This is a genomic window from Cupriavidus sp. 30B13 (assembly GCF_049059565.2).
Lineage (GTDB): Bacteria > Pseudomonadota > Gammaproteobacteria > Burkholderiales > Burkholderiaceae > Cupriavidus.
The window spans coordinates 1,260,441-1,283,612 of record NZ_CP188223.1; the positions used below are offsets into that span (position 1 = coordinate 1,260,441).

The 23,172-nt window shown below is 69.6% G+C and carries 22 protein-coding genes; 8 read left to right on the forward strand and 14 right to left on the reverse strand.

The features are described 5' to 3' along the window. The first annotated feature begins 2 nt into the window (after positions 1-2). The 3 genes from msbA (at position 3) to ACKI2N_RS05880 (ending at position 3,723) form a co-directional block, all read left to right on the forward strand. Positions 3-1,691 carry a lipid A export permease/ATP-binding protein MsbA gene (msbA, locus tag ACKI2N_RS05870; RefSeq protein ID WP_426990834.1) on the forward strand — a complete coding sequence of 563 codons (1,689 nt, stop codon included), beginning with the start codon at positions 3-5 and terminating at the stop codon, positions 1,689-1,691. Positions 1,692-1,799: 108 nt separating this feature from the next. Further along, positions 1,800-2,390, forward strand: a complete 591-nt coding sequence (locus tag ACKI2N_RS05875; protein ID WP_420992837.1) for a peroxidase-related enzyme — start codon at positions 1,800-1,802, stop codon at positions 2,388-2,390. Between the two features lie 115 nt (positions 2,391-2,505). Continuing rightward, a complete protein-coding gene (locus ACKI2N_RS05880) occupies positions 2,506-3,723 on the forward strand; it encodes a cation:proton antiporter (protein WP_420992836.1) in 1,218 nt (405 codons plus the stop codon). Positions 3,724-3,740: 17 nt separating this feature from the next. Here the strand turns inward: ACKI2N_RS05880 and ACKI2N_RS05885 are convergent, their stop codons facing one another. Both ACKI2N_RS05885 and acpA read right to left on the reverse strand, forming a co-directional pair. Continuing rightward, on the reverse strand, positions 3,741-4,250 hold the full coding sequence (locus ACKI2N_RS05885; RefSeq protein WP_420992835.1) for a hypothetical protein: 510 nt from the start codon (positions 4,248-4,250) through the stop codon (positions 3,741-3,743). Positions 4,251-4,504: 254 nt separating this feature from the next. Further along, positions 4,505-6,643 carry an acid phosphatase gene (acpA, locus tag ACKI2N_RS05890; RefSeq protein ID WP_420992834.1) on the reverse strand — a complete coding sequence of 713 codons (2,139 nt, stop codon included), beginning with the start codon at positions 6,641-6,643 and terminating at the stop codon, positions 4,505-4,507. Between the two features lie 391 nt (positions 6,644-7,034). On the opposite strand from acpA, the gene ACKI2N_RS05895 reads away from it, so the two are divergent. After that, positions 7,035-8,336 carry a cytochrome-c peroxidase gene (locus tag ACKI2N_RS05895; RefSeq protein ID WP_420992915.1) on the forward strand — a complete coding sequence of 434 codons (1,302 nt, stop codon included), beginning with the start codon at positions 7,035-7,037 and terminating at the stop codon, positions 8,334-8,336. 140 nt (positions 8,337-8,476) lie between these two features. Here the strand turns inward: ACKI2N_RS05895 and ACKI2N_RS05900 are convergent, their stop codons facing one another. The 9 genes from ACKI2N_RS05900 to ACKI2N_RS05940 form a co-directional block, all read right to left on the reverse strand. After that, entirely contained in the window at positions 8,477-8,857 is a 381-nt protein-coding gene (locus ACKI2N_RS05900; RefSeq protein ID WP_420992833.1) for an RcnB family protein, read from the reverse strand. A gap of 103 nt (positions 8,858-8,960) precedes the next feature. Then, positions 8,961-10,427 carry a ribonuclease G gene (gene rng / locus ACKI2N_RS05905; protein ID WP_420992832.1) on the reverse strand — a complete coding sequence of 489 codons (1,467 nt, stop codon included), beginning with the start codon at positions 10,425-10,427 and terminating at the stop codon, positions 8,961-8,963. Positions 10,428-10,577: 150 nt separating this feature from the next. Beyond that, on the reverse strand, positions 10,578-11,183 hold the full coding sequence (locus ACKI2N_RS05910) for a Maf family protein (RefSeq protein ID WP_420992831.1): 606 nt from the start codon (positions 11,181-11,183) through the stop codon (positions 10,578-10,580). A gap of 127 nt (positions 11,184-11,310) precedes the next feature. After that, on the reverse strand, positions 11,311-11,781 hold the full coding sequence (gene rlmH, locus ACKI2N_RS05915) for a 23S rRNA (pseudouridine(1915)-N(3))-methyltransferase RlmH (RefSeq protein WP_420992830.1): 471 nt from the start codon (positions 11,779-11,781) through the stop codon (positions 11,311-11,313). Between the two features lie 22 nt (positions 11,782-11,803). Then, the gene (rsfS, locus tag ACKI2N_RS05920; RefSeq protein WP_420992829.1) at positions 11,804-12,562 is read right to left on the reverse strand and encodes a ribosome silencing factor; all 759 of its coding nucleotides are present in this window, start codon (positions 12,560-12,562) and stop codon (positions 11,804-11,806) included. Between the two features lie 11 nt (positions 12,563-12,573). Beyond that, complete coding sequence (locus tag ACKI2N_RS05925; protein WP_420992828.1) at positions 12,574-13,320, reverse strand: nicotinate-nucleotide adenylyltransferase; 747 nt, start codon at positions 13,318-13,320, stop codon at positions 12,574-12,576. 10 nt (positions 13,321-13,330) lie between these two features. After that, on the reverse strand, positions 13,331-14,242 hold the full coding sequence (hemF, locus tag ACKI2N_RS05930) for an oxygen-dependent coproporphyrinogen oxidase (RefSeq protein WP_420992827.1): 912 nt from the start codon (positions 14,240-14,242) through the stop codon (positions 13,331-13,333). 262 nt (positions 14,243-14,504) lie between these two features. Then, positions 14,505-15,773 (reverse strand): phosphoribosylamine--glycine ligase, encoded by a 1,269-nt coding sequence (purD, locus tag ACKI2N_RS05935; protein WP_420992826.1) that lies wholly within the window; start codon positions 15,771-15,773, stop codon positions 14,505-14,507. Between the two features lie 101 nt (positions 15,774-15,874). Further along, positions 15,875-16,600 (reverse strand): YebC/PmpR family DNA-binding transcriptional regulator, encoded by a 726-nt coding sequence (locus ACKI2N_RS05940; RefSeq protein WP_420992825.1) that lies wholly within the window; start codon positions 16,598-16,600, stop codon positions 15,875-15,877. 258 nt (positions 16,601-16,858) lie between these two features. On the opposite strand from ACKI2N_RS05940, the gene ACKI2N_RS05945 reads away from it, so the two are divergent. Then, complete coding sequence (locus ACKI2N_RS05945; protein ID WP_420992824.1) at positions 16,859-18,406, forward strand: helicase HerA-like C-terminal domain-containing protein; 1,548 nt, start codon at positions 16,859-16,861, stop codon at positions 18,404-18,406. A gap of 30 nt (positions 18,407-18,436) precedes the next feature. Here ACKI2N_RS05945 and ACKI2N_RS05950 read toward each other — a convergent pair whose 3' ends face one another. The 3 genes from ACKI2N_RS05950 to ACKI2N_RS05960 all read right to left on the reverse strand — a co-directional run bounded on the left by ACKI2N_RS05950 (position 18,437) and on the right by ACKI2N_RS05960 (position 20,569). Further along, entirely contained in the window at positions 18,437-18,583 is a 147-nt protein-coding gene (locus tag ACKI2N_RS05950) for a DUF3149 domain-containing protein (RefSeq protein WP_420992823.1), read from the reverse strand. A 140-nt stretch (positions 18,584-18,723) separates the two neighbouring features. Further along, positions 18,724-19,374 carry a uracil phosphoribosyltransferase gene (upp, locus tag ACKI2N_RS05955; RefSeq protein ID WP_420992822.1) on the reverse strand — a complete coding sequence of 217 codons (651 nt, stop codon included), beginning with the start codon at positions 19,372-19,374 and terminating at the stop codon, positions 18,724-18,726. A gap of 145 nt (positions 19,375-19,519) precedes the next feature. Then, positions 19,520-20,569: a Bug family tripartite tricarboxylate transporter substrate binding protein gene (locus tag ACKI2N_RS05960; protein WP_420992821.1), complete on the reverse strand. Its 1,050-nt coding sequence runs from the start codon at positions 20,567-20,569 to the stop codon at positions 19,520-19,522. 235 nt (positions 20,570-20,804) lie between these two features. On the opposite strand from ACKI2N_RS05960, the gene ACKI2N_RS05965 reads away from it, so the two are divergent. The 3 genes from ACKI2N_RS05965 to ACKI2N_RS05975 all read left to right on the forward strand — a co-directional run bounded on the left by ACKI2N_RS05965 (position 20,805) and on the right by ACKI2N_RS05975 (position 23,123). Beyond that, complete coding sequence (locus tag ACKI2N_RS05965; protein WP_420992820.1) at positions 20,805-21,749, forward strand: DMT family transporter; 945 nt, start codon at positions 20,805-20,807, stop codon at positions 21,747-21,749. A 71-nt stretch (positions 21,750-21,820) separates the two neighbouring features. Next, positions 21,821-22,609, forward strand: a complete 789-nt coding sequence (locus ACKI2N_RS05970) for an SDR family oxidoreductase (RefSeq protein WP_420992819.1) — start codon at positions 21,821-21,823, stop codon at positions 22,607-22,609. A 112-nt stretch (positions 22,610-22,721) separates the two neighbouring features. After that, positions 22,722-23,123 (forward strand): methylglyoxal synthase, encoded by a 402-nt coding sequence (locus tag ACKI2N_RS05975; RefSeq protein ID WP_420992818.1) that lies wholly within the window; start codon positions 22,722-22,724, stop codon positions 23,121-23,123. The last annotated feature ends 49 nt before the right edge of the window (positions 23,124-23,172 follow it).

Here is a 23,172-nt window from a genome sequence, read left to right on the forward strand (position 1 = left end):
AGATGCGCATCTTCGTGGTCGCCATCATCGCGATGGCGGTGGTGGCGGGCGCGGAAGGCCTGATCCCCAAGGTCGTCAACGACCTGCTCGACAAGGGGTTCGGCGGCGCCTACGCGGGCAAGCTCTGGCACGTGCCGGCCTTGCTGACCGGCGTGGCGCTGATCCGCGGCGTGGCGCAGTTCGCCTCCGGCTACCTGCTGAGCCTGATTTCCAACCGCGTGCTGCTGAAGATGCGCATGCAGATGTTCGAGCGCATGCTGCACGCGCCGGCGCTGTTCTTCCACCGCAATACCGCGGCCTCGCTCATCAACGCGGTGATCTTCGAGGTCAACCAGGTCATGCAGATCCTGACCGGCGTGCTGATCACGCTGGTGCGCGATTCGCTGACGGTGCTGGCGCTGCTGGTCTACCTGTTCTACACCAACTGGCGGCTGACGCTGGTGGTGGCGGTGATCCTGCCGGTGATCGGCTTCGTCATGTCCAAGGTCAACCGGCGCCTGCGCCGGCTCAACCGCGACCACCAGGCGCTGACCAACAGCGCGGCGTACGTGGTCGAGGAGGCCGTGGGCGGCTACAAGGTGGTCAAGCTGCACGGCGGCGAGCAGTACGAGACCACGCGCTTTGCCGCCATGGCCGAGCGCCTGCGCGGCTACTCGATGCGCATGGCGGTGGCGGGCGGGCTGAACCAGCCGGTCACGGCCTTCCTGGCCTCGCTGGCGCTGTCGGTGATCCTGACCATCGCCATGATCCAGTCGCAGTCCAACCAGACCACGGTGGGCAGCTTCACCGGCTTCGTGATGGCGATGCTGCTGCTGATCTCGCCGCTCAAGCACCTGACCGACCTCAACCAGCCGCTGCAGCGCGGCCTGACCGCGGCCGAGATGATCTTCGGCCTGATCGACGAACCGGTCGAGCGCCAGGAAGGCGGGCTGCCGCTGGCGCGCGCGCGCGGCGAGCTGGTGTTCGACAAGGTGAGTTTCCGCTACGGCGATGCCGGCCGGCCGGCGCTGGACAAGGTCAGCTTCCGCGTCAGCGCGGGCGAGGTGGTGGCGCTGGTGGGCCCGTCGGGCAGCGGCAAGACCACGCTGGTCAACCTGGTGCCGCGCTTCTTCGACCCGACCGAAGGCCGCATCCTGCTCGACGGCCAGCCGATCGACGTGTTCGCGCTCAAGGACCTGCGCGACCAGATCGCCTTCGTCAGCCAGGACGTGGTGCTGTTCAACGGCACCGTGGCGGCCAACGTGGCCTATGGCGTGCATACCGCCGAGGACATCGACATCGCGCGCGTCGAGCGCGCGCTGGCGGCCGCCTACCTGACCGACATGGTCAAGGGCCTGCCGCAGGGCCTGGAGACCAATATCGGCGACAACGGCATGAAGCTGTCCGGCGGCCAGCGCCAGCGGCTGGCGATCGCGCGCGCGATCTACAAGGATGCGCCGATCCTGATCCTGGACGAGGCCACCTCGGCGCTGGATTCCGAGTCGGAGCGGCAGGTCCAGGCCGCGCTGGAAGCGCTGATGGTCGGCCGCACCACGCTGGTGATCGCGCACCGCCTGTCCACCATCGAGAACGCCGACCGCATCGTGGTGCTGGACCACGGGCGCGTGGCCGAGCACGGCAGCCACGAGGAGCTGCTGTCGGCCGAAGGGCTCTACGCCGGCCTGCACCGCATCCAGTTCGCCACGCACTGAGCGCGGCATGGCGCGGCGCCGGCTGTGCCACATTCTTCCCTCCGGGTTTGCGGGCGCCGCCGGCCAGGTTGGCTAGAATGGCACGCAAACCACAGCCGAGAGGAAGACATGAGCAAGCCCGATTCCCCGATCAGCCGGTATCCCGTGCCGGCGCTGGCCGACCTGCCCGACGACATCCGCGCGCGCATCCTGGACGTCCAGGACAAGGCCGGCTTCGTTCCCAATGTGTTCCTCACGCTGGCGCACCGGCCCGACGAATTCCGCGCCTTCTTTGCCTACCACGACGCGCTCATGCTCAAGGAAGGCGGCCTGACCAAGGGCGAGCGCGAGATGATCGTGGTGGCGACCTCGGGCGCCAACCAGTGCCTCTACTGCGTGGTGGCGCACGGCGCCATCCTGCGCATCTACGAGAAGCAGCCGGCGCTGGCCGACCAGGTCGCGGTCAATTACCGCAAGGCCGACATCGTGCCGCGCCAGCGCGCCATGCTCGATTTCGCGCTCAAGGTCTGCCAGGCCTCGCAGGAAGTCGGCGAAGCCGATTTCGCCGCGCTGCGCGAGCATGGCTTCAGCGACGAGGACGCCTGGGACATCGCCGCCATCACGGCGTTCTTCGGCCTGTCCAACCGCATGGCCAACACCATCGGCATGCGGCCGAACGACGAGTTCTACCTGATGGGGCGCGTGCCCAAGGCAAAATAGCGCGCTCGCCCGCTCACGCATTGCCGCAGGCCGCGCCCGGCGCGGTCCGCGGCTTCCGTTACCGCAAATCGCCAACTTTCCTCTGTCCTGCCCGACCGGCACGGCGTCTTCCATCTTGAATCCTGTCTCGCTCTTCTTCGCCCAGGCCTGCCTGGTGGTGGGCACGCCGTTCGTCCTGTGGCGCGGACTGCGCATCGGCAGCATCGTGCCGCTGGTCGCCATGCAGATCGTGGGCGGCATCCTGCTCGGGCCGTCGCTGCTGGGCGCGTTGTGGCCGCATGGCTGGCAGGCGCTGTTCGGCGCCGCGCAGCTGTCGGCGCTGTCGGGGCTGCAGTGGCTGGCGGTGGTGCTGTTCGCTTTCCTCTCGGGCCTGCACATCGGCGGCACCGGGCAGCCGGGCATGCGGCGCATCGCCACCGCGGCGGCGCTGGGCTGCGTGCTGGTGCCGTTCGCGCTGGGCACCGCGGCCGGCGCGTGGCTGGCGCATGCGGCGCCGGCGGTGGTGGGGCCGGCGGCATCGGCCTGGCAGTTTGCCTTTGCCGTGGGCGTGTCGATGGCGGTGACCGCGCTGCCGGTGCTGGGCGCCATCCTGCGCGAAATGAAGCTGTCGGACTCCGTGCCCGGCCAGCTGGCGCTGGGCTGCTCGGCCTTCAGCGACGCGGCGATCTGGCTGGTGCTGTCGGCCATCCTGGCCAGCGCGGGCCGCTCGTCTGCCGGCGATTTCCTGCGCCTGGCGTTGTGCGGCGCGCTCTATGTCGGCGCCATGCTGTGGCTGGTGCGGCCGGCCCTGGCGCGCGCGCTGCCGCGCCTGCAGGGCACCGACGCGCGCCTGGCGCTGGTGGCGGTGCTGATCTTCGGCTCGGCGCTGGTCTCCGAATCGATCGGGCTGCATTACATCCTGGGCGGCTTCCTGGCCGGCGTGGCGCTGCCGCGCGAAGCGGCGGCGGACCTGCGGCGCCAGCTCGAGCCGACCACGGTGGTGGTGCTGATGCCGTTCTTTTTCCTGATGACGGGGCTGCGCACCGACATCGCCGTCGGCGGGCACGAGACCTTGCTCGTGTTCGGGCTCGGCACGCTGGTGGCGGTCGCCGGCAAGGTCGCCGGCACGGCGCTGCCCGCGCGCCTGGCCGGCCTGCCGCGGCGCGAGGCGTGGATGCTGGGCGCGCTGGTGCAGACCAAGGGGCTGATGGAAGTGGTGGTGCTGGGCATCCTGTTCGAGGCCGGGCTGATCGGCCAGGCGGCGTTCTCGGGGCTGCTGCTGATGGCGCTGGCCACCACCGTGCTGGCCAAGCCGCTGACGCGCGCCGCGTCACGGCTGCGCGGCCCCGCCTGAGGCGGGCGCGCCGCGCGCTAGCGCACCTCCGCGCACGCGCCGCTGCGCGGGTCGAACAGGACCGGCCACGCCTGCTCGTAGATCCCCGGCGTGCAATGCTGCTCGCAATGGGCATGGGCCAGCGTCACGCGGCGCGGATCCTGCCACACCATCAGCGTGCAGCCGCTGTCGTCGCGCGCGCGCAGCTCGATGTGGGGCGTCTTGCGGGTCTGGCGGAATTCGGTCAGGTCGAAGTGGCACGAGCCGCGCCTGCCGACCCACAGGGTCCAGGTCAGGCTGCGCACGTCGTTGCTCGCCACGCGCATGTGCGCGTCTTCGCGGAAACCGTCGTCTTCGGTGCGCTGGCAGTTGCCGGCGATGTCGATATCGCGCGCCGGTATCGGCGTGGCGCGCTCGCGCGCGGCGCTGGCGGCCGCGGGACGCGGCTCGGGCGCGCGCGCGGCGGGCGGGGAGGGCGGCGGCAAAGTCACGGTACAGGCCGTCAACGCGGCGACCGACAGCCACGCAGGCAAGCGCGTGTTCTTCATGGCTACTCCTTGCGCCCGGTGCCCGCGCGGCCGCCAGGCTGGCCGCGCGCACCTCTACCTGTAGTTATAGAAGATGGCCAAAGGAAGGCGAGGGGAAAGCACCATGCCCGCGTGCGGCAGGCATCGGATGCCGCCTGCGGCCATGCCGATGCCGCACCGCGCAAAGAAAAACCCCGGGCCGGCGACGGCGCGGGGTTTTTGCAGGCTTGCGCTCACGCCGCGCCGCATTGGCCGATGCGGCGCGAGTGACTCGCTTACTTGGTGGTGGAGAAGTCCAGCGCGTTGCTCAGGTCGCCCATCGTCTTGGCCTTGTTGGCCACCAGCGCATCGTCGCGCTGCTTCAGGCCCGGCAGCGTCGGCAGGGCGAAGCGGTGCGTGATGAAGCGCAGGATGGAGGCCGTGTCGTACTGCGTATGGTCGACGAAGCCCTTCCTGGCGAACGGCGACACGATGATCGCCGGGATGCGCGTGCCCGGGCCCCACACGTCGCCCTTCGGCACCGTGGCGTGGTCGAAGAAGCCGCCGTTTTCGTCGTAGGTCACCACGATCAGCATGTTCTTCCACTGCGGGCTCTGCTTGAGCTGGCTGATCACGCTGGCGATGTGGGCGTCGCCGTCGGCCACGTTGGCATAGCCGGCGTGCTGGTTCAGGTTGCCCTGCGGCTTGTAGAACGTGACGGCGGGCAGCTTGCCGGCGGCGGCGTCCTGCAGGAACTGCGAGTCGAAGTCCTTCAGGTGCGCGCTGCGGTAGTCGGCATTGGCGACCGGGTCCAGCTTGGCGTAGAAGTTGAACGGCTGGTGGTGCGTCTGGAAGTTGGGCACGGCCTGGCCGTTGTTGATCAGCGTGCGGTCGGCCGTTACCTTGGCCCAGGCGCCGGCGTACCAGGCCCAGTTGACCCCGCGCGCGTCCAGCAGGTCGCCGATGGTGGTCTGCGTCTGCGGCGGCAGCGTGGTGGCCTTGGTCGGGTCGGCATAGGTAGCGTTGCCGCCGGCCGCCGGCGCGTTGCCGCTCGGCTGGTAGGCCGGCTGCATGGTGTTGACGGCGTAGTACATGCCCGTCTTGTCCTTCGGCGTCAGCGTGCTGTCGTTCTTGTAGGCGGCGGCGCCGCTCAGGACGCTGGCCGGTGCCGTGGGGCTCGGCGTGAGACGCACGAAATTGCCGTTGGCATCGGTGTCGATGGCGGAGATCGAGCCGCTGGCCGGCGAGGTGTCCGCGTTCGGGTATTGCGGCGCGCAGGCGCAGATCAGGTACTGGTGGTTCAGGAAGGAGCCGCCGAACGCGCCCATGTAGAAGTTGTCGGCCAGCGTGTAGTCCTGCGCCACCTTCCACAGGGCCATCTTGCTGCCGTCGTAGTAGCCCATGGTGATGCCGCCGGCGTCGGTGTAGGCCGCGAACTTGTCGTTCTTGCCGCCGTTGATCTGCATCTGGTTGTTGTAGAAGCGGTGCACCAGGTCGCGCGTGACGACGGTCTGGTCCACCACCGTGCCGGCGCCCTGCACGCCGGCCGGATCGTCGATGCGGAACGGCTTGTTGGCCCAGCCGACCGTGTTGGCCTGCGGCAGCGTGACGGCCTGGCCGCTGGCGGTAAAGCCGCCCCAGGTCGGCGGCAGCGAGGCCAGCGTGCTGTTGTCGAAGTCTTTCTGCGGCTCGATCTTGCCGTCCGAGGACGGGTTCACGCCGGGCACGCCGTTGGCGCCCGGGAACAGGCCGTACAGGTTGTCGAAGCCGCGGTTTTCCGCGTAGATCACCACCACGGTCTGGATGTTGTTGAGCGCCAGGCGCTTGGTCACGCCGTCGCCGATGGCCTTGCCAACATCGCCGCCGCTGGCCACGGCATCGGCGATCAGGTCGATGGCCTGGTCGATCTCGGCCTGCAGCGCGGTCTTGACCTTGCTGTCGGTTTCCTTGTTGTGGTCTTCCAGCAGCTTGTCCACGGCCACGCCGAGGCGGGTCGCCAGTTGCGTCTTGGCCGCGTTGAGGTCGCCGCCGTTGCCGTCCATGATGACGGCCAGCTCGGTCGAGATGGCGCTGATCACGCCATTGGCCGCCGCCGGTGCGCGGAAGATCAGCGGGCGGGTCACCGCGTTGTGCGCGCTGCCGTCGTTGCGGAAGGCGTCGGTGCCGATCTCTGCCACCACGGCGCCGGTGCCGGTGAGCGTGTAGGCGCCCTGCTGGTTGGTGAAGGTATTGGCTTCGCCGGTGTCGCACTTGCCGTTGCCGTTGGCGTCGAGGCAGACCTTGGCGTGCTCGAAGTAGCTGCCGGTCACGACACCGGACGTGGTGGCGGCGGCGGGCGAGGCCGGGGCCGGGCTGCCGGAGTCGCTGCCGCCGCAGGCGGTCATGGCTGCGGCGGCGAGGGCCGCCAGCGGAAAGAGTCGGAATGCGCGACGCATGGTTTTTCCTCTTCTATGCGTAAGGGGACGACAAAACATGAGGGGACGACAAAAGATGGCTGTCAGGGTGGGGCGCTATTGTTCTGAGGCAGGAGTCTGTGCCCGGTCCGTGTCAAATTGATGATGGTGACGACGGTGAGTGGAACTTTGTGCGCCGGCGGCGGTCGCCGCCGCGTGAGTCGGTTTGGTGACTGACACGCGGCTGTCATCGAGGCGCGCTAGGGTGGCAAGCCTGCCGGACGCGGGTCCCGGACCATGCCGCCGCGCCCCGCATCCACCCGACTTTGCGTTTCGCCTTCTCATGATGCTGCCGCCCTTGCTGCTGAATATCTCGTCGCCTTCGCTGCAGGCGTGGATACGCATCGCGGGCACTGGCGCGCTGGCGCTGGCGATGGCATTGCTGGGCGCGTGCGGCCGCCAGGATGCGCCCGCGGCAGTGACGCCGGCCGCGGCCAGCGCGCCGGTGGCCGCCGGCGCACCGCCCGCCGCGGCCCCCGCTGCGGCCAAGGCCCCCAAGCCGTTCTACGCGATGATGGCCGAGCGCCATCCGTCGATCCCGGCGCTCAATGCGCTCGGCAAGTCACTGTTCTTCGATCCGTCGCTGTCGGCGTCGGGCCAGCAGGCCTGCGCGAGCTGCCACAGCCCGGCGCATGCCTACGGGCCGCCCAACGATCTCTCCGTGCAGCTGGGCGGCGCCGACATGCGGACCCCGGGCACGCGTGCCGCGCCGTCGCTGCGCTATGTGCAGAACGTGCCGCCATTCGCCGAGCACTTCCACGAGAACGACGGCGACGACTCGGTCGACCAGGGGCCGACCGGCGGCCACAACTGGGACGGCCGCGCCTCGTCCGCGCACGAGCAGGCCGGCGCGCCGCTGCTGTCCGCGCACGAGATGGCCAACGGCACGCCGGCGGCGGTGGTGGCGCGCATCCGCTCCGGCCCGCATGCCGAGGCCTTCCGCCAGGTGTTCGGCAAGGACATCCTGGACGAACAGGACACCGCTTACCAGGCCATCGTGATGGCGCTCGAGGTGTTCCAGGAAACGCCCGCCGAGTTCTACCCGTACACCAGCAAGTACGATGCCGTGCTGCGCGGCCAGGCGACGCTGACCCCGCAGGAAACGCGCGGGCTGCGCGTGTTCAACGACCCGGACAAAGGCAATTGCGCCGCCTGCCACCCGGGCAGCATCCGCGAAGGCGCATTCCCCGCGTTTACCGATTTCGGCTTCATCGCGCTCGGCGTGCCGCGCAACCGCAAGCTCGCCGCCAACGCGGACCCCGGCTTCCACGACATGGGCCTGTGCGGCCCCGACCGTACCGACCTCAAGGACCGCGGCGAGTACTGCGGGCTGTTCCGCACGCCCTCGCTACGCAACGTGGCGCTGCGCCGCACGTTTTTCCACAACGGCATCTTCCATTCGCTGGACGAGGTCCTGCATTTCTACGCGCAGCGCGACACGAACCCGGACCAGTGGTATCCGCACAAGCGCGGCGGCGCCGTCGACAAGTTCGACGACCTGCCCGCGCAGTACCACGGCAACGTCAACATGGAAGCCCCGTTCGGCGGCAAGGCCGGCGGCAAGCCGGCCATGACGGACGCCGAGATCCGCGACGTGATCGCGTTCCTGAAGACGTTGACGGATGGCTACACGGTGCCGGCGCAGGCACCGGCAAAGGTGGCGGCGGCGCATTGAGGCGGCGCGCGGGAATCGGTGGCGATGGCCGCCGTCCGCATTGCGCGGTACGGCGGCCAATCCGCCGGTCATGCGCCGGTCATGCGCCGGTCATCCGGCAAATAAACCGGCAAATAAACCGGCGAATCATCGGCTGGCGGTCAGTGGCCGATGAGGGACTGGAGTACCACGCCGGTGGCTACGCCGATGAGGAAGTAGTCGCCGCCCACGCCGACCCACTGGTAGCCGCGCGGCGGCGCGGACAGGCGGTGCTCGCGCCAGTTGTCGACGACATACTGGCGGTCGCGGTATTCCATGGGAATCCGCTCGCCCTTGTGCCAGCCGCCCGGCGGCGGATGGTATCCCTCGGGCCCGTGGCCGCGATCCGGCCCGCGGCCATGCTCGGGTCCGTGGCCGTGGCCATGATCGTATCTGCCGGGAGGCGGGCCCCGGTGGTCGTCATGGCCCTGGGCGAACCCGGCCACCGACGTCATCGCGAAAGCGGCCAGCAGCAAGCTGGAGACCACCCTGGTCTTTTTCATCTTTACGTTCTCCGAACAGCCCTGTTCATGAAGGGCCTCCGGGGCAGTCTAGCGTGGATCATCCGTCGCAACTGTTACGAATTCTTCCATGCAGCTGCGCTGCTCACATCAGGATGATGTCGTACTGCTCCTGGTGGAACGTCGATTCCACCTGCAGCGAGATCGGCTTGCCGATGAAATCGCCGAGCATGGCCAGGTGCTGGCTTTCTTCCTCGAGGAACAGGTCGATCACGTGCTGCGAGCCGAGGATGCGGAATTCGCGCGGGTTGAACTGGCGCGACTCGCGCATGATCTCGCGCAGGATGTCGTAGCACACCGTGCGCGGCGTCTTGACCTGGCCCTTGCCCTGGCACACCGGGCACTGCTCGCACAGCACGTGCGCCAGCGATTCGCGGGTGCGCTTGCGGGTCATCTCGACCAGGCCGAGCTGGGAGAAGCTGTTGACGGTGATGCGGGTGCGGTCGCGCGCGAGCGCGCGCTTGAGCTCGGACAGCACGGCGTCGCGATGCTCGGCGTTCTCCATGTCGATGAAATCGATGATGATGATCCCGCCCAGGTTGCGCAGCCGCAGCTGGCGCGCGATGGTGTGCGCCGCTTCCAGGTTGGTCTTGAAGATGGTGTCGTCGAAATTGCGCGCGCCGACGTAGCCCCCGGTGTTGACGTCGATGGTGGTCATGGCCTCCGTCTGGTCGATCATCAGGTAGCCGCCGGACTTGAGGTCGACGCGGCGCGACAGCGCCTTCTCGATTTCCGCGTCGATGTTGAACAGGTCGAAGACGGGGCGCTCGCCGGTGTAGTGCGACAGGCGCGACAGCACCGCGGGGGTGTATTCCTGGGCGAACTCCACCAGCTTCTGGTAGTTCTCGCGCGAGTCCACCTGGATCGCGTTGGTGGCGTCGCTGACGAAGTCGCGCAGCACGCGCTGGGCCAGGTTCAGGTCCTGGTAGAGCAGGCTGGGCGCGGGCAGGCTGGTGGCGTTCTGGCGGATCGAGGCCCAGATCTTGCGCAGGTAGGCGATGTCGTTGCCGAGCTCTTCGTTGCTCGATTCCTCGGCGATGGTGCGCACGATGAAGCCGCCGCGCTCGTCGGCCGGCACCAGGCTCTGCACGCGCGCGCGCAGGGCTTCGCGGTCGATCTCGCCTTCGATGCGCTGGGAGATGCCGATGTGCGGGTCCTGCGGCAGGTAGACCAGCGTGCGCCCGGCGATGCTGACCTGTGTCGACAGGCGCGCGCCCTTGGTGCCGATCGGGTCCTTGATCACCTGCACCATCAGCGCCTGGCCTTCGTAGAGGGTCTTCTCGATCGCCAGCGGCGCGGCGTTGCCGTTCTTCTCGGGGTCGCGCGGGTGCCAGATGTCGGCGACGTGGAGGAAGGCCGCGCGCTCGAGGCCGATGTCGATGAAGGCGGACTGCATGCCGGGCAGCACGCGCACGACCTTGCCCAGGTAGATGTTGCCGACCAGCCCGCGCGAAAGCGTGCGCTCGACATGGAGTTCCTGCACGGCGGCCTGCTGCACGATGGCCACGCGTGTTTCCTGCGGTGTGATGTTGACGAGGATGTCTTCAGTCATATTGGATGAAACTCGTCGCCGGCTGACCGGCCAGGTGGTTGTCCGCACGATGCCGCCACGTGTTGCGGGGGGCGATGCCATGGCCGTGCACGCCATGGGGCTGTCGACGATCGATGAGCGCCGGTCGGGGACCGGCGTTTCGGCGGGCTCTCAGAACCGCAGCCGGGCCTGTCTGAGCAGCGCGGCCGTCTCGAACAGAGGCAAGCCCATGATACCCGAATAGCTGCCCGCGATTCGGGCCACGAACTCCGCCGCGCGGCCCTGGATGCCGTACGCGCCGGCCTTGCCGGCCGGCTCGCCGCTGGCCACGTAGGCAGCGATCTCGGCCTGGCTCATGGCGCGGAAGGTGACGTCGGAGACGGACAGCGCATGGCGCAGGCCGAGCGTGGAGACCACCGTCACCGCGGTCAGCACGCGGTGGGTCTGGCCGGACAGCGCCGCGAGCATGCGCGCGGCGTCGGCGTCGCCGGCCGGCTTGCCGAGGATCTCGCCGCCCAGGCAGACCGTGGTGTCGGAGGTCAGGATGGGCGCGTCGGGCAGGGCGCGCCGTTCGCGGCGGCGTAGCGCGGCTTCGGCCTTGAGCGCGCACACGCGCTGCACGTAGTCGTCCGGGCTTTCGCCGGGCAATACCGCTTCGAGCGCTTCGGCGTCTTCATCGTCGCCGGCCAGCAGCAGTTCGTAGGCAACCCCGAGCTGGATCAGCAATTCGCGCCGGCGCGGGCTCTGGGAGGCAAGGTAGAGAAAGGGATGGGTCACGGCAGTCGGGGAGTCCTGGTAGGAGAAGATCCGGCAGGCGCCATGCGCCGCTTGGGCCGCATTGTACCCTTCTGCTGCATCGCCGCAGGCGCGGCCCGGGGGGGCGGGGCGCGGGACCGGCGCGGGGTCAGGCGCGGTGATACGGATGGTTCTGCGTGACCGACCACGCGCGGTACAGCTGCTCGGCCAGCAGCACGCGCACCATGCCGTGCGGCAGGGTCAGGCTGGACAGCCGCAGCAGGGTCTGCGCGCGGGCCTTGAGGGCGGGGTCGAGGCCGTCGGCGCCGCCGATCAGGAAGGCCACGTCGCCGCGTTCGCGCTGCCAGTCGGTCAACTGGCCGGCGAGCTGCACCGTGGTGAGGTCGCGGCCGCGCTCGTCCAGCGCCACGATGCGGCATTGCCGCGGCAGCGCCGCCTCGATGCGGGCCGCCTCGCGCTGCATCACGGTGGCGGCGTTATTGCTGGAGGAGCGCGCCTCGGGCTTGATCTCGCGCAGCTCGATGCGCAGCTCCGGCGGCATGCGCTTGGCGTACTCGGCGAAGCCGGTCTCGATCCAGCCGGGCATCTTGTGGCCGACGGCCACGATCAGCAACTGCATGGCGGGATGGGGCCGCGCGGGCTCAGGCCGGGCGGGTGGTGCGCTTGCGCGCGGCCGGCGCCTTGGCGGCGGCGGTCTTGCCAGCGGTCCTGGCGGGCGCCTTGGCCGCGGTCTTGGTGGCGGTCTTGCGTGCCGTGCCGGTGCCGGTGCCGGCGGCGCTCTTGCGCGGCGCGGCGGACTTGGCCGGTGCCTTGCGCGCCGGGGCCGAGCCCAGGCTGCTGGTCAGGCGTTTCTTGACGGCCGGCGCGCGGTTGACGGCGATGGCGTCGGCGTCGGTGTCTTCATGGCCAAGCGGCGGCGAGGGCTCTTTCATGCCTTCGGGCAGGCGTGCCAGCGCCGGGCGCAGGTTGCTGGCGCGGCGCACCGTGCGGACCACCGGCGCATCGTCGTCCTCGTCTTCGTCGATCGGCTCGCTGGCCTTGGCAAGGCCCTTCCTGGCGGCCAGCTTCAGGCGCACCGGCTTGTCGCCCCAGATTTCCTCGAGGTTGTAGTACATGCGCAGCTGCGGCTGCATGATGTGGACCACCGCGTCGCCGCAGTCGACCAGCACCCATTCGCCCGTTTCCAGCCCTTCCACCGCCACGATGTGGCCGCCCGCGCCCTTGACGGTATCGCGCACCGAGGCGGCCAGCGCCTTGGTCTGGCGGTTCGAGGTCCCGCTGGCGATCACCACCCGGTCGAACAGCTCGGTCAGGTGGGTGGTGTCGTACACCTTGATGTCCTGCGCCTTGACATCTTCGAGGCCGTCGACGATGGCGCGTTGCAGTTTGCGAATATCCATGGTGTTCTTGTTCAGCTGAGATCGGTTTGTGGGCGGGCCGGGTCGGGCAGATCCGACGGGGCAGGCCGGTAAAGGCCGCGGCTCGCGATGTAGTGTGCCACGCCGGGCGGCAGTTGGTCATCTGCCGGCTGTCCGGCGGCCAGGCGTTGGCGAAGGGCGGTGGAGGAGAGGTCGACGGCGAGCGTCTGGTCGATCCACATGTGGCCGGAGGGCGTGGATTGTATCAGGTGGGTGGACCCGCGGCGCGCGGCGAGCTCTTCGCGCACCGGACCGTCCAGTTCCGAGAGGTCGAAACCCGGGCGCGTGGCCACGCACAGGTGCACGTCGGCGAACAGGTCCTGCCAGCCATGCCAGGTGTGCAGGCGCAGCAGCTGGTCGGCGCCCATCAGCCACGCCAGCGAGGCGTGCGGGCCGTAGCGCTGGCGCAGTTCGTGCACGGTGTCGACGGTGTAGCTGGGACCGGCGCGGTCCACTTCCATGCGGCTGGCGTGCACGTGCGCGCGGGTGTCGGACAGCGCCGCCGCGGCCAGCCCGGTCATGGCGAGGCGGTCGGCGGCGGGCGTGACGTCATCGCCTTTCTGCCAGGACTGGCCGGTCGGGATCCACACCAGTTCGTCCAGTTCGAGCCGCTCGATGCAAAGCCGGGCGAGCGCGACGTGGCCGCTGTGCGGCGGGTCGAAGGTGCCGCCCAGGATGCCGAGGCGGTAGGGGCGCTGGCCGTCGCCGGCGGTGCCTGATCGTGTCTTGTCGTATTCCATACGCTCGCCGTCAGGCCCAGTCGCGCACGGGCAGGAAGTCGGTGTACAGCGCCGCTTCGGCGCTGCCCGGCTCGGGCTGCCAGTCGTAGCGCCAGCTGGCCTGCGGCGGCATCGACATCAGGATGGATTCGCTGCGCCCGCCCGACTGCAGGCCGAAATGCGTGCCGCGGTCGAACACGAGGTTGAACTCGACGTAGCGCCCGCGCCGGTAGGCCTGGAACCCGCGCTCGCGCTCGCCGTAGGCCATGTCCTTGCGCGCCCGCAGGATGGGCAGGTAGGCATCGAGGAAGGCGTCGCCGACCGATTGCGTCATGGCGAAGCTGCGCTCGAAGCCGAGCGCGGAGAAATCGTCGAAGAAGATGCCGCCGATGCCGCGCGCCTCGCCGCGGTGCTTGAGGAAGAAATACTCGTCGCACCATTGCTTGAAGCGCGGGTAGAGGTCCGCGCCGTAGGGCGCCAGCGCGTCGCGGCAGGTGCGGTGGAAGTGCGCGCAGTCGCCGGCGTCGCCGTAGTACGGCGTCAGGTCCATGCCGCCGCCGAACCACCACACCGGCTCGGCGCTTTCCTTCACCGCCAGCAGGCAGCGCACGTTCATGTGCACGGTGGGCACGTACGGATTGCGCGGATGGAACACCAGCGACACGCCCAGCGCCTCGAAGCCGCGCCCGGCCAGCTCCGGCCGGCTGGCCGTGGCCGAGGGCGGCAGCGCGTCGCCGCGCACGTGCGAAAAGCCCACGCCGGCGCGCTCCATCACGGCGCCGCCTTCCAGGATGCGCGTGCGCCCGCTGCCGCGCAGGCGCTCGGTGGGCGGCTTCTCCCAGGCATCGGTGGCGAACGCCTGCCCGTCGATGGCGGCGACGGCGTCGGTGATACGGTCTTGCAGACCGAGCAGATAGGCACGGACTGCCTGGGAATCGATCATGGTGTGCGGGCGGATGGGCCGGTGCGGCGACGGCCGGGCAGGTGGTTCGCCTGTCCGGCCGTCATGGCGGTGTCATGATTGTACTGGCTGGCGCCGGGAACGCCGGGAAAAGGGGCTTTGCGGAGGCTTGGGGGACTTTGCGGTGCCTGGCGCCCGGCATGCCGAAATGCCGAGGCCCCGGCCCGACGTCCCGTCAAAGGCGGAGACATCGCGGCGGGCACCGCAGTGCCCGCCATGCGCCGCGCAGCAGATTTGTCCGCCTTTAACGCTTGATGGCGCGGTAGCCGATGTCGGTCCGGTACTGCATGCCGTCGAAATGGATCTGCTCGACCGCGGCGTAGGCCGCGCGCTGCGCCGCCTTGACCGTGTCGGCCAGCCCCACCACGCACAGCACGCGCCCGCCGGTGACCTGCAGCACGCCGTCCTTGAGCGCGGTGCCGGCATGGAAGGTCACGCTGTCCTCGGCCTCGGGCGGGATGCCGGTGATGACGTCGCCCTTGCGCGGCGCGTCGGGGTAGCCGTGCGCGGCCATCACCACGCCCAGCGCGGTGCGGCGGTCCCAGTCCAGCTCGATCTCGTCGAGGCGGCCGGAAACCGCGTGCTCCATCACGTCCACCAGGTCGGTCTTCAGGCGCGCCAGGATCGGCTGGGTTTCCGGGTCGCCCATGCGGCAGTTGAATTCCAGCGTCTTGAGGTTGCCGTCGGCATCGATCATCAGGCCGGCGTAGAGGAAGCCGGTGTAGACGATGCCGTCCTTCTCCATGCCGCGCACGGTCGGCAGGATGATCTCGCGCAGCGCGCGCGCATGCAGCGCGGGCGTGACCACCGGGGCCGGCGAGTACGCGCCCATGCCGCCGGTGTTGGGGCCGGCATCGTGGTCGAGCAGGCGCTTGTGGTCCTGGCTGGTGGCCAGCGCCAGCACGTTCTTGCCGTCCACCAGCACGATGAAGCTGGCTTCCTCGCCGGCCAGGAACTGCTCGATGACCACGCGCGCGCCGGCGTCGCCGAGGCGGTTGTCGGCCAGCATCATGTCGACCGCGGCGTGCGCTTCGGCCAGCGTGGTGGCGACCACCACGCCCTTGCCGGCGGCCAGGCCGTCGGCCTTGATGACGATCGGCGCGCCCTGCGCGTCGATGTAGGCGTGCGCGGCGGCGGCGTCGTTGAAGGTCTGGTACGCGGCGGTCGGGATGCCGTGGCGCTGCATGAAGGCCTTGGCGAAGTCCTTGGACGACTCCAGCTGCGCGGCGGCCTGCGTGGGCCCGAAGATGCGCAGGCCCTTGGCGCGGAAGATGTCGACGATGCCGGCCGCCAGCGGCGCCTCGGGGCCGACCACGGTGAAGCTCACGCCCTCGCGCTCGGCAAACGCGGCCAGCACTTCCGGATCGGTCAGCGGCACGTTCTGCAGACGCTTGTCGAGCGCGGTGCCGCCGTTGCCCGGCGCCACGTACACCACCTGTACCTTGGGCGACTGGGCCAGTTTCCAGGCCAGCGCGTGTTCACGACCGCCCGAGCCGACAACCAATACTTTCATGATCCACTGCCAGAAAAAATTCGCATGCGAAAAAGCGGCAGCGATGGTCCGCCAAGAACCGTGCTGCCGCCGTGTGACGAGCCCCCCTGCCGGGCGCCCGCTTATTCCTCGATCACCGCGTTGGTGAACACTTCCTGCACGTCGTCCAGGTTTTCCAGGACGTCGAGCAGCTTCTGCATCTTGACGGCATCGTCGCCGGTGAAGCTGACTTCGTTCTGCGGCTTCATGGTGACGTCCGCCAGCTCGGCCTTGAAGCCCGCGGCTTCCAGCGCGGCCTTGACCGTGCCGAAATCGTTGGGCGGGCACAGCACCTCGATCGAGCCGTCCTCGTTGGTGACCACGTCGTCGGCGCCGGCTTCCAGCGCGGCTTCCATCAGCTTGTCCTCGGGCGTGCCGGGGGCGAACAGGAACTGGCCGCAGTGGGTGAACATGAAGGCCACCGAGCCTTCCGTGCCCATGTTGCCGCCGTGCTTGGAGAACGCATGGCGCACTTCGGCCACGGTGCGGGTACGGTTGTCGGTCAGGCAGTCGACGATGATCGCGGCGCCGGCCAGGCCGTAGCCCTCGTAGCGGATTTCTTCGTAGTTCACGCCTTCCAGGCCGCCCACGCCGCGCTGGATGGCGCGCTGGATATTGTCCTTGGGCATGTTCGCGTCCATCGCCTTGTCCATCGACAGGCGCAGGCGCGGGTTGGAGTCGGGGTCGCCGCCGCCGAGCTTGGCGGCCACGGTGATTTCCTTGATCAGGCGGGTCCAGACTTTGCCGCGCTTGGCGTCAGCGGCGGCTTTCTTGTGTTTGATATTGGCCCATTTTGAGTGACCGGCCATGATTCTCTCCGAAGCGGAACTACGTATTGATGCGCGCGCCTTGGCCGGCGCGCGCCGCCCGCGCCGGGCGGGCCAGGGCGGCCCGGCGGCGCCGGCGGAAGGTGTCGTGTGTCTGTGAGCCGGCCCGGGGGCTGGCTATAATCAGCCCAGCATTTTATCACGCGGCCCTGCCGCCGCCGGCCCCGATGGCGGGAACCGCCGGGCGGGCGGGGACGACCAGCGGCGGCGCCGGGGCGCCGCCCGCCAACCAGAGAAACCATGGCCGATCCCATCCTCATTGCCAAGAACGCCGAACTCGAACTCGCCCTGCTGCCCGAGATGGGCAACCGGCACGGGCTGATCACCGGCGCCACCGGCACCGGCAAGACCGTGACGCTGCAAAGCCTGGCGCAGGGATTCTCGCGGCTCGGCGTGCCGGTGTTCCTGGCCGACGTCAAAGGTGACCTGACCGGCATCTCCCAGCCGGGCAAGCTGTCCGACAAGCTCAAGGCGCGCCTGGGCGACCTGGGCCTGCCCGAGCCGGTCTGGGGCGGCTGCCCCACCACGCTGTGGGACGTGTTCGGGCAGAAGGGCCACCCGGTGCGGGCCACGGTCTCGCACATGGGGCCGCTGCTGCTGTCGCGCATGCTGGAGCTCAACGACACCCAGCAGGGCGTGCTCAACCTGGTGTTCCGCATCGCCGACGCCAACGGTCTGCTGCTGCTCGACGCCAAGGACCTGCGCGCCATGCTGCAGTACGTGGGCGACAACGCGAGCCAGTTCACCACCGAGTACGGCAATATCTCCACGGCTTCGGTCGGCGCCATCCAGCGCGGCCTGATGGCGCTCGAGTCGCAGGGCGCGGACGTCTTCTTCGGCGAGCCCATGCTCAACCTGGACGACTTCATCCAGACCGAGAACGGGCAGGGCGTGGTCAACATCCTGGCCGCCGACAAGCTGCTCAACTCGCCCAAGCTCTACGCCACCTTCCTGCTGTGGCTGCTGTCCGAGCTGTTCGAGAAGCTGCCCGAGGCCGGCGACCTCGACAAGCCCAAGCTGGTGTTCTTCTTCGACGAAGCCCACCTGCTGTTCAACGACGCGCCCAAGGCGCTGCTCGACAAGATCGAGCAGGTGGTGCGGCTGATCCGCTCCAAGGGCGTGGGCGTGTACTTCGTCACGCAGAACCCGGTGGACATTCCCGACACGGTGCTCGGCCAGCTGGGCAACCGCGTGCAGCACGCGCTGCGCGCGTTCACCCCGCGCGACCAGAAGGCGGTCAAGGTGGCGGCCACCACCATGCGCGCCAATCCCGCGCTGGACCTGGAAAAGGTGATCGGCGAACTCGGCGTGGGCGAGGCGCTAGTGTCGCTGCTCGACGCCAAGGGCATTCCCGGCATCACCCAGCGCGCCTGGGTGATGGCCCCCGGCAGCCGCATCGGCCCGGTCACCGACGACGAGCGCAAGCAGTTGCTGGCCGCCTCGCTGGTGGCCGGCACCTACGAGCAGGCGATCGACCGCGAATCGGCCTACGAGAAGCTCAAGGGCCGCGCGGCGGGAACGGGCGCGGCACCGGCGGGCAATGGCACGCCCGCGCCCGCCGGCGCGCCGGATGCGGGCCAGGGCGCGCCGGCGCAGGGCGGCGGCTGGCTGGACCAGGCCGGCGAGATCTTCGGCGGGCTGACCAAGGGCACCGGCAAGAGCGGGCGCGGCGACTCGATCCTGGAATCGATGGCCAAGTCGGCCGCGCGCACGGTGGGTTCGCAGGTCGGCCGCGAGCTGATCCGCGGCGTGCTGGGCAGCCTGCTGGGCGGGAGCAAGAAGAAATAGGCGGGCCGGCGCGGGCGCGGCCGGTCCCGCTCAGCGCTTTTGCGCTGCCTCGGCATCCTCGCGCATCTTGCGCAGGAACAGGCGGGTGAAGAACCACCCCATGCCGATGATGAAGGCGATCACGCCCAGGCTCATCAGCCCGGTGCCGGTGGTGAACAGGATCTTGAAGGCTTCCATCTGGGTCTCCCTGGTCTGGCGCGGCACATCGGTCGATGTGCCGCGCCCAGTCTAGGCAGACCCGCCGCCGCGCGGATTGAGGCGGATCAAGGCGGGTGCAGACAGCGCCGCCCGGCGTTCCCGGGCCGCCCCGCGCGCGCTCAGTTCTTGGTGCCGAACAGGCGGTCGCCGGCGTCGCCCAGGCCGGGCACGATATAGGCGTGCGAATCCAGGTGGCTGTCCAGCGAGGCCACGAACAGCCTCACGTCCGGGTGCGCCTTCTGGAACACCTCCACGCCTTCCGGCGCCGCCACCAGCGCGACGAAGGTGATGGCCTCGTCCTTGACGCCGCGGCGCTTGAGCACGTCGACCGCGTGCGCGGCCGAATAGCCGGTCGCCACCATCGGGTCGCACAGGATGAAGCTGCGGTCTTCCACGTCGGGCAGGCGCACCAGGTATTCCACCGGGCGGTGCTGGTCGTCGCGGTACACGCCGATATGGCCGATGCGCGCCGACGGGATCAGCTCGACCAGGCCGTCGCTCATGCCCACGCCGGCGCGCAGCACCGGCACGATGGTCAGCTTCTTGCCGGCGATCACGGGCGCGTCGAGCTCGACCAGCGGCGTCTCGATGCGGCGTGTGGTGAGCGGCAGGCTGCGCGTGATCTCATAGCCCATCAGCAGCGTGATCTCGCGCAGCAGCTCGCGGAACGTGCGCGTGGAGGTTTCCTTGTCGCGCATGTGGGACAGCTTGTGCTGGATCAGCGGGTGATCGAGGATGTACAGGTTGGGAAAGCGGGGATCTTGCTTCATGGCGGTGAGCGGCTGAAAGGGCGCGCAGAGTACGCGCGGGTGTGCGCAGGAGTGCGGGAGGGGCGCGAGGCCCGGTGCAGCCGGATTGTAATGGATGCCGGGCCGCGCGCCGCCCCCGGCGCGGCGCGCGGCTCCCGGCGCTGCCTCAGTCCAGCGAGATGTTGGCGCTCCTGGCCACCTTGCCGAACTTCTCGTACTCGGACATGGTCAGCGACTGCAGCTCGGCCGCGCTGGAGCCCTTCGGGTTGAAGCCGGCCTGCACCAGCTTGTCCTTGACGTCGGCATTGCCCAGCGCCTCGACCAGCGCGGCGTTGAGCGCGTGCACCACCGGGGCCGGCATGCCGGCCGGGCCGTACACGCCGAACCACGGCTCCACGGCGTAGCCGGCCAGGCCGGCCTCGGCCAGCGTTGGCACGTTGGGCAGCGACGGCGAGCGGTTCTTGCCCGCCACCGCCAGCGCGCGCAGCTTGCCGGCCTGGATATGCGGCAGCGACGCCGGCAGGTTGTCGAACATCACCTGCACGTGGCCGCCCAGCATGTCGTTGATGGCCGGGCTGCTGCCCTTGTACGGCACATGAACCAGGCCGGTCTGGGTCATCTGCGAGAACATCGCGCCGGCCAGGTGCATCGAGGTGCCGGCGCCCGCGGTGGCGTAGGTCAGGCCCGGATGGGCCTTGGCGTAGCTGACCAGCTCGGCCACCGTCTTCACCGGCAGGTCGTTGCTGACTTCCAGCACGATGGTGGAGGTGCCCAGCAGGCTGACCGCGGTGAAGTCCTTGCGCGGATCGAACGGCACGTGCTTGTAGATATGCGGGTTGAGCGCATTGGTGGAGATGGCGCCGAAGCCGATGGTGTAGCCGTCGGGCGCGGCCTTGGCCACCGCTTCCATGCCGATGTTGCCGCCGGCGCCCGGGCGGTTTTCCACCACCACCGGCTGGCCCAGCTTCTCGGCGATCTTCTGGCCGACCGTGCGCGCCACCAGGTCGGTGGTGCCGCCGGCCGCGTACGGCACGACGAAGCGGATCGGCTTGGCCGGGTACTCGCCGGCCGCCCGGGCGGCGCCGGGCAGGCCGCCGGCCAGCGCGGCGGCGATGGCGGCCGCGATCAGCAGGCGCCTGCCGGGCGCCGGCGTGCGGGCGGCGCCGGACGAAACGGCGCCGGACGAAACGGAAAGAGGGAAGGGTGCTGCCGTCATATGTGCTCCTGGTTTTTCTTATGCGGTACGCGCGAGAGGGCGCCGACCGGCGAGCTTACGGCAGTTTGGCCAAGGCTGCCAGCGCCGCCTCGGCCGTGCCGCCGCCCGTGCCGCCGGCCTGCCCGCCGCGGCAGGACGGCGTCCGCTGCACCTGCCTCTTTTCGCATACAATGGCTCGCGTCTTGCCCGAGCCGCCTCCGGCGGCGCGCGGCGTGTCCCATCCAGTCCGCCCCCCGTGCCCGCATCCCCACTTTCCAGCACCGCAGTTCCCGCCCGGCCGGCTTCGCAGCGCGCCGGCCTCGCCGTGGCCGCCATCGGCGCCGTCCTGTTCTCCGGCAAGGCCATCGTCGCCAAGCTGATGTACCGCTACGACGTCGACGCGGTCATGGTCATCACCCTGCGCATGCTGTTCGCCGTGCCGCTGTTCATGGCGATCGGCTGGTGGCAGTCGCGCCGCCTGCCGGCGCTGTCCTGGGCCGACCGCGGCCGCATCGTCTTCCTCGGCTTCATCGGCTACTACCTGTCGAGCTTCCTCGACTTCCTCGGCCTGCAGTACATCACCGCCGGGCTGGAGCGGCTGATCCTGTTCCTCACGCCGTCGTTCGTGCTGCTGACCAGCGCCGTGGTGTTCAAGCGCAGCATCGCTCCCAGGCAATGGCTGTCGCTGCTGCTGGCGTATATGGGCATCGTGCTGGTTTTCGCGCATGATCTGGACGTGAGCGGCAGCCAGGTCTGGCTGGGCGCGGCGCTGGTGCTGGGCAGCGCGCTGACCTACGGGGTCTACCTGATCCTGTCCGGCGAGCTGGTGCAGCGCATCGGCTCGCTGCGGCTGGTGGCGTATGCGATGTGCGTGTCCACGGCCTGCTGCGTGGTGCAATACCTGGTGCTGCGGCGCCCGCTGGCGGAACTGCTGCAGCCGGCGCCGGTGATGTGGCTGTCGCTGGTCAACTCGGTGCTGTGCACGGTGATGCCGGTGTCGCTGACGATGATCGCGGTGGCGCGCATCGGCGCGCCGATGGCGTCGCAGGCCGGCATGCTCGGCCCGGTGTCCACGCTGTTCCTCGGCTTCTGGCTGCTGGGCGAGCCGATCACCGGCGTGCAGCTGGCCGGCAGCGCGCTGGTCATGGGCGGGATATATTTGCTGTCGGCGCGCCGGCGCGAGCCGGGGCCGGCACGATAGAACACGGAAACGAACGCAGGGCCAACAAGAGAGGCGGGCGGCCGCCTCGATGACACAAAGGAGTCGATGAGATGGATCTAGGATTGCGCGGCAAGCATGCGCTGGTGTGCGGCGCCAGCAAGGGCCTCGGTTTCGCCTGCGCGGACGCGCTGGCCGCCGAAGGCGTGGACGTGGTGATCGTGGCGCGCGGCGCCGAGGCGCTGGAGAAGGCGGCGGCGGACCTGCGCGCGCGCCACGGCCGGCGCGTGGTCGCGGTGGCCACCGACATCACCACCCCCGAAGGGCGCAAGCTGGCGCTGGATGCCGTCGCCAAGCTCGGCGACCTGGACATCCTCGTCAACAACGCCGGCGGCCCGCCCCCGGGCAACTTCCGCGACTGGGACCGCGATGCGTGGCTGGCCGCCATCGACGCCAACATGCTGACCCCGATCGAGCTGATCAAGGCCACCGTGGACGGCATGATCGCGCGCAAGTGGGGCCGCATCGTCAATATCACCAGCGGCGCGGTCAAGGCGCCGATCGACGTGCTCGGCCTGTCCAACGGCGCGCGCTCCGGCCTGACCGGCTTCGTGGCCGGCCTGGCGCGCGAGGTGGCGCAGCATGGCGTGACCGTCAACAACCTGCTGCCGGGGCCGTTCAACACCGACCGCCTGTTCAAGACCATGGAAGGCGGCGCCAAGAAGGCCGGCCTGACGGTGGAGGAAGTGGCCGAGCGCCGCGCCGCGCAGAACCCGACCCGCCGCTTCGGCGAGCCGGCCGAGTTCGGCGCCACCTGCGCCTTCCTGTGCAGCCGCCAGGCCGCCTACATGACCGGCCAGAACGTCCTGCTCGACGGCGGTGCCTTCCCGGGCACGTTCTAGGCGGCCCATGCCGTGCCCCCGCGCGTGGCGCCGATGTCGTGCGCGGGCGGGCTTTCCGCCGGGCCGCGCCGGCCCGGCCGTTCGTTTCCATTGACAGGCCTGGATGACGCAGATGACTTGCCCCCGCATTGCGCTGATCGCGCACGACCACAAGAAAGACGATATCGTCGCCTTTGCCCGGCGCCACCGCGATTTCCTCTCGCGCTGCGAGCTGCTGGCCACCGGCACCACCGGCGGTCGCCTGGCCGACGAGGCCGGCCTCACGGTGACGCGCATGCTCTCCGGCCCCTGGGGCGGCGACCTGCAGATCGGCGCGCAGCTGGCCGAAGGCCGCGTGGGCGTGGTGATCTTCCTGCGCGACCCGATGACGCCGCAGCCGCACGAACCCGACATCAACGCGCTGGTGCGCGCCTGCGACGTGCACAACGTGCCGTGCGCGACCAACGTGGCGACCGCCGACCTGCTGGTCGCCGAACTGCGCCGGCTCTACCCCGAGGCCGCCACGCAAGCCTGAGCCCTTACCCGCACCGACCGCAAGAACCGACAGCAGATAGCAAGAACGA

Excerpts from the sequence above, each read along its gene's own strand:
- ACKI2N_RS05925 (WP_420992828.1), bottom strand. The coding sequence starts at position 13,320 with ATGGAATACGACAAGACACGATCAGGCACCGCCGGCGACGGCCAGCGC.
- msbA (WP_426990834.1), top strand. The coding sequence starts at position 3 with ATGCGCATCTTCGTGGTCGCCATCATCGCGATGGCGGTGGTGGCGGGC.
- ACKI2N_RS05900 (WP_420992833.1), bottom strand. The coding sequence starts at position 8,857 with ATGAAAAAGACCAGGGTGGTCTCCAGCTTGCTGCTGGCCGCTTTCGCG.
- rlmH (WP_420992830.1), bottom strand. The coding sequence starts at position 11,781 with ATGCAGTTGCTGATCGTGGCCGTCGGCCACAAGATGCCCGGCTGGATC.
- ACKI2N_RS05960 (WP_420992821.1), bottom strand. The coding sequence starts at position 20,569 with ATGACGGCAGCACCCTTCCCTCTTTCCGTTTCGTCCGGCGCCGTTTCG.
- ACKI2N_RS05875 (WP_420992837.1), top strand. The coding sequence starts at position 1,800 with ATGAGCAAGCCCGATTCCCCGATCAGCCGGTATCCCGTGCCGGCGCTG.
- ACKI2N_RS05970 (WP_420992819.1), top strand. The coding sequence starts at position 21,821 with ATGGATCTAGGATTGCGCGGCAAGCATGCGCTGGTGTGCGGCGCCAGC.
- hemF (WP_420992827.1), bottom strand. The coding sequence starts at position 14,242 with ATGATCGATTCCCAGGCAGTCCGTGCCTATCTGCTCGGTCTGCAAGAC.
- acpA (WP_420992834.1), bottom strand. The coding sequence starts at position 6,643 with ATGCGTCGCGCATTCCGACTCTTTCCGCTGGCGGCCCTCGCCGCCGCA.
- rsfS (WP_420992829.1), bottom strand. The coding sequence starts at position 12,562 with ATGGATATTCGCAAACTGCAACGCGCCATCGTCGACGGCCTCGAAGAT.
- ACKI2N_RS05975 (WP_420992818.1), top strand. The coding sequence starts at position 22,722 with ATGACTTGCCCCCGCATTGCGCTGATCGCGCACGACCACAAGAAAGAC.
- upp (WP_420992822.1), bottom strand. The coding sequence starts at position 19,374 with ATGAAGCAAGATCCCCGCTTTCCCAACCTGTACATCCTCGATCACCCG.
- ACKI2N_RS05945 (WP_420992824.1), top strand. The coding sequence starts at position 16,859 with ATGGCCGATCCCATCCTCATTGCCAAGAACGCCGAACTCGAACTCGCC.
- ACKI2N_RS05895 (WP_420992915.1), top strand. The coding sequence starts at position 7,035 with ATGGCATTGCTGGGCGCGTGCGGCCGCCAGGATGCGCCCGCGGCAGTG.
- rng (WP_420992832.1), bottom strand. The coding sequence starts at position 10,427 with ATGACTGAAGACATCCTCGTCAACATCACACCGCAGGAAACACGCGTG.
- ACKI2N_RS05885 (WP_420992835.1), bottom strand. The coding sequence starts at position 4,250 with ATGAAGAACACGCGCTTGCCTGCGTGGCTGTCGGTCGCCGCGTTGACG.
- ACKI2N_RS05950 (WP_420992823.1), bottom strand. The coding sequence starts at position 18,583 with ATGGAAGCCTTCAAGATCCTGTTCACCACCGGCACCGGGCTGATGAGC.
- ACKI2N_RS05940 (WP_420992825.1), bottom strand. The coding sequence starts at position 16,600 with ATGGCCGGTCACTCAAAATGGGCCAATATCAAACACAAGAAAGCCGCC.
- purD (WP_420992826.1), bottom strand. The coding sequence starts at position 15,773 with ATGAAAGTATTGGTTGTCGGCTCGGGCGGTCGTGAACACGCGCTGGCC.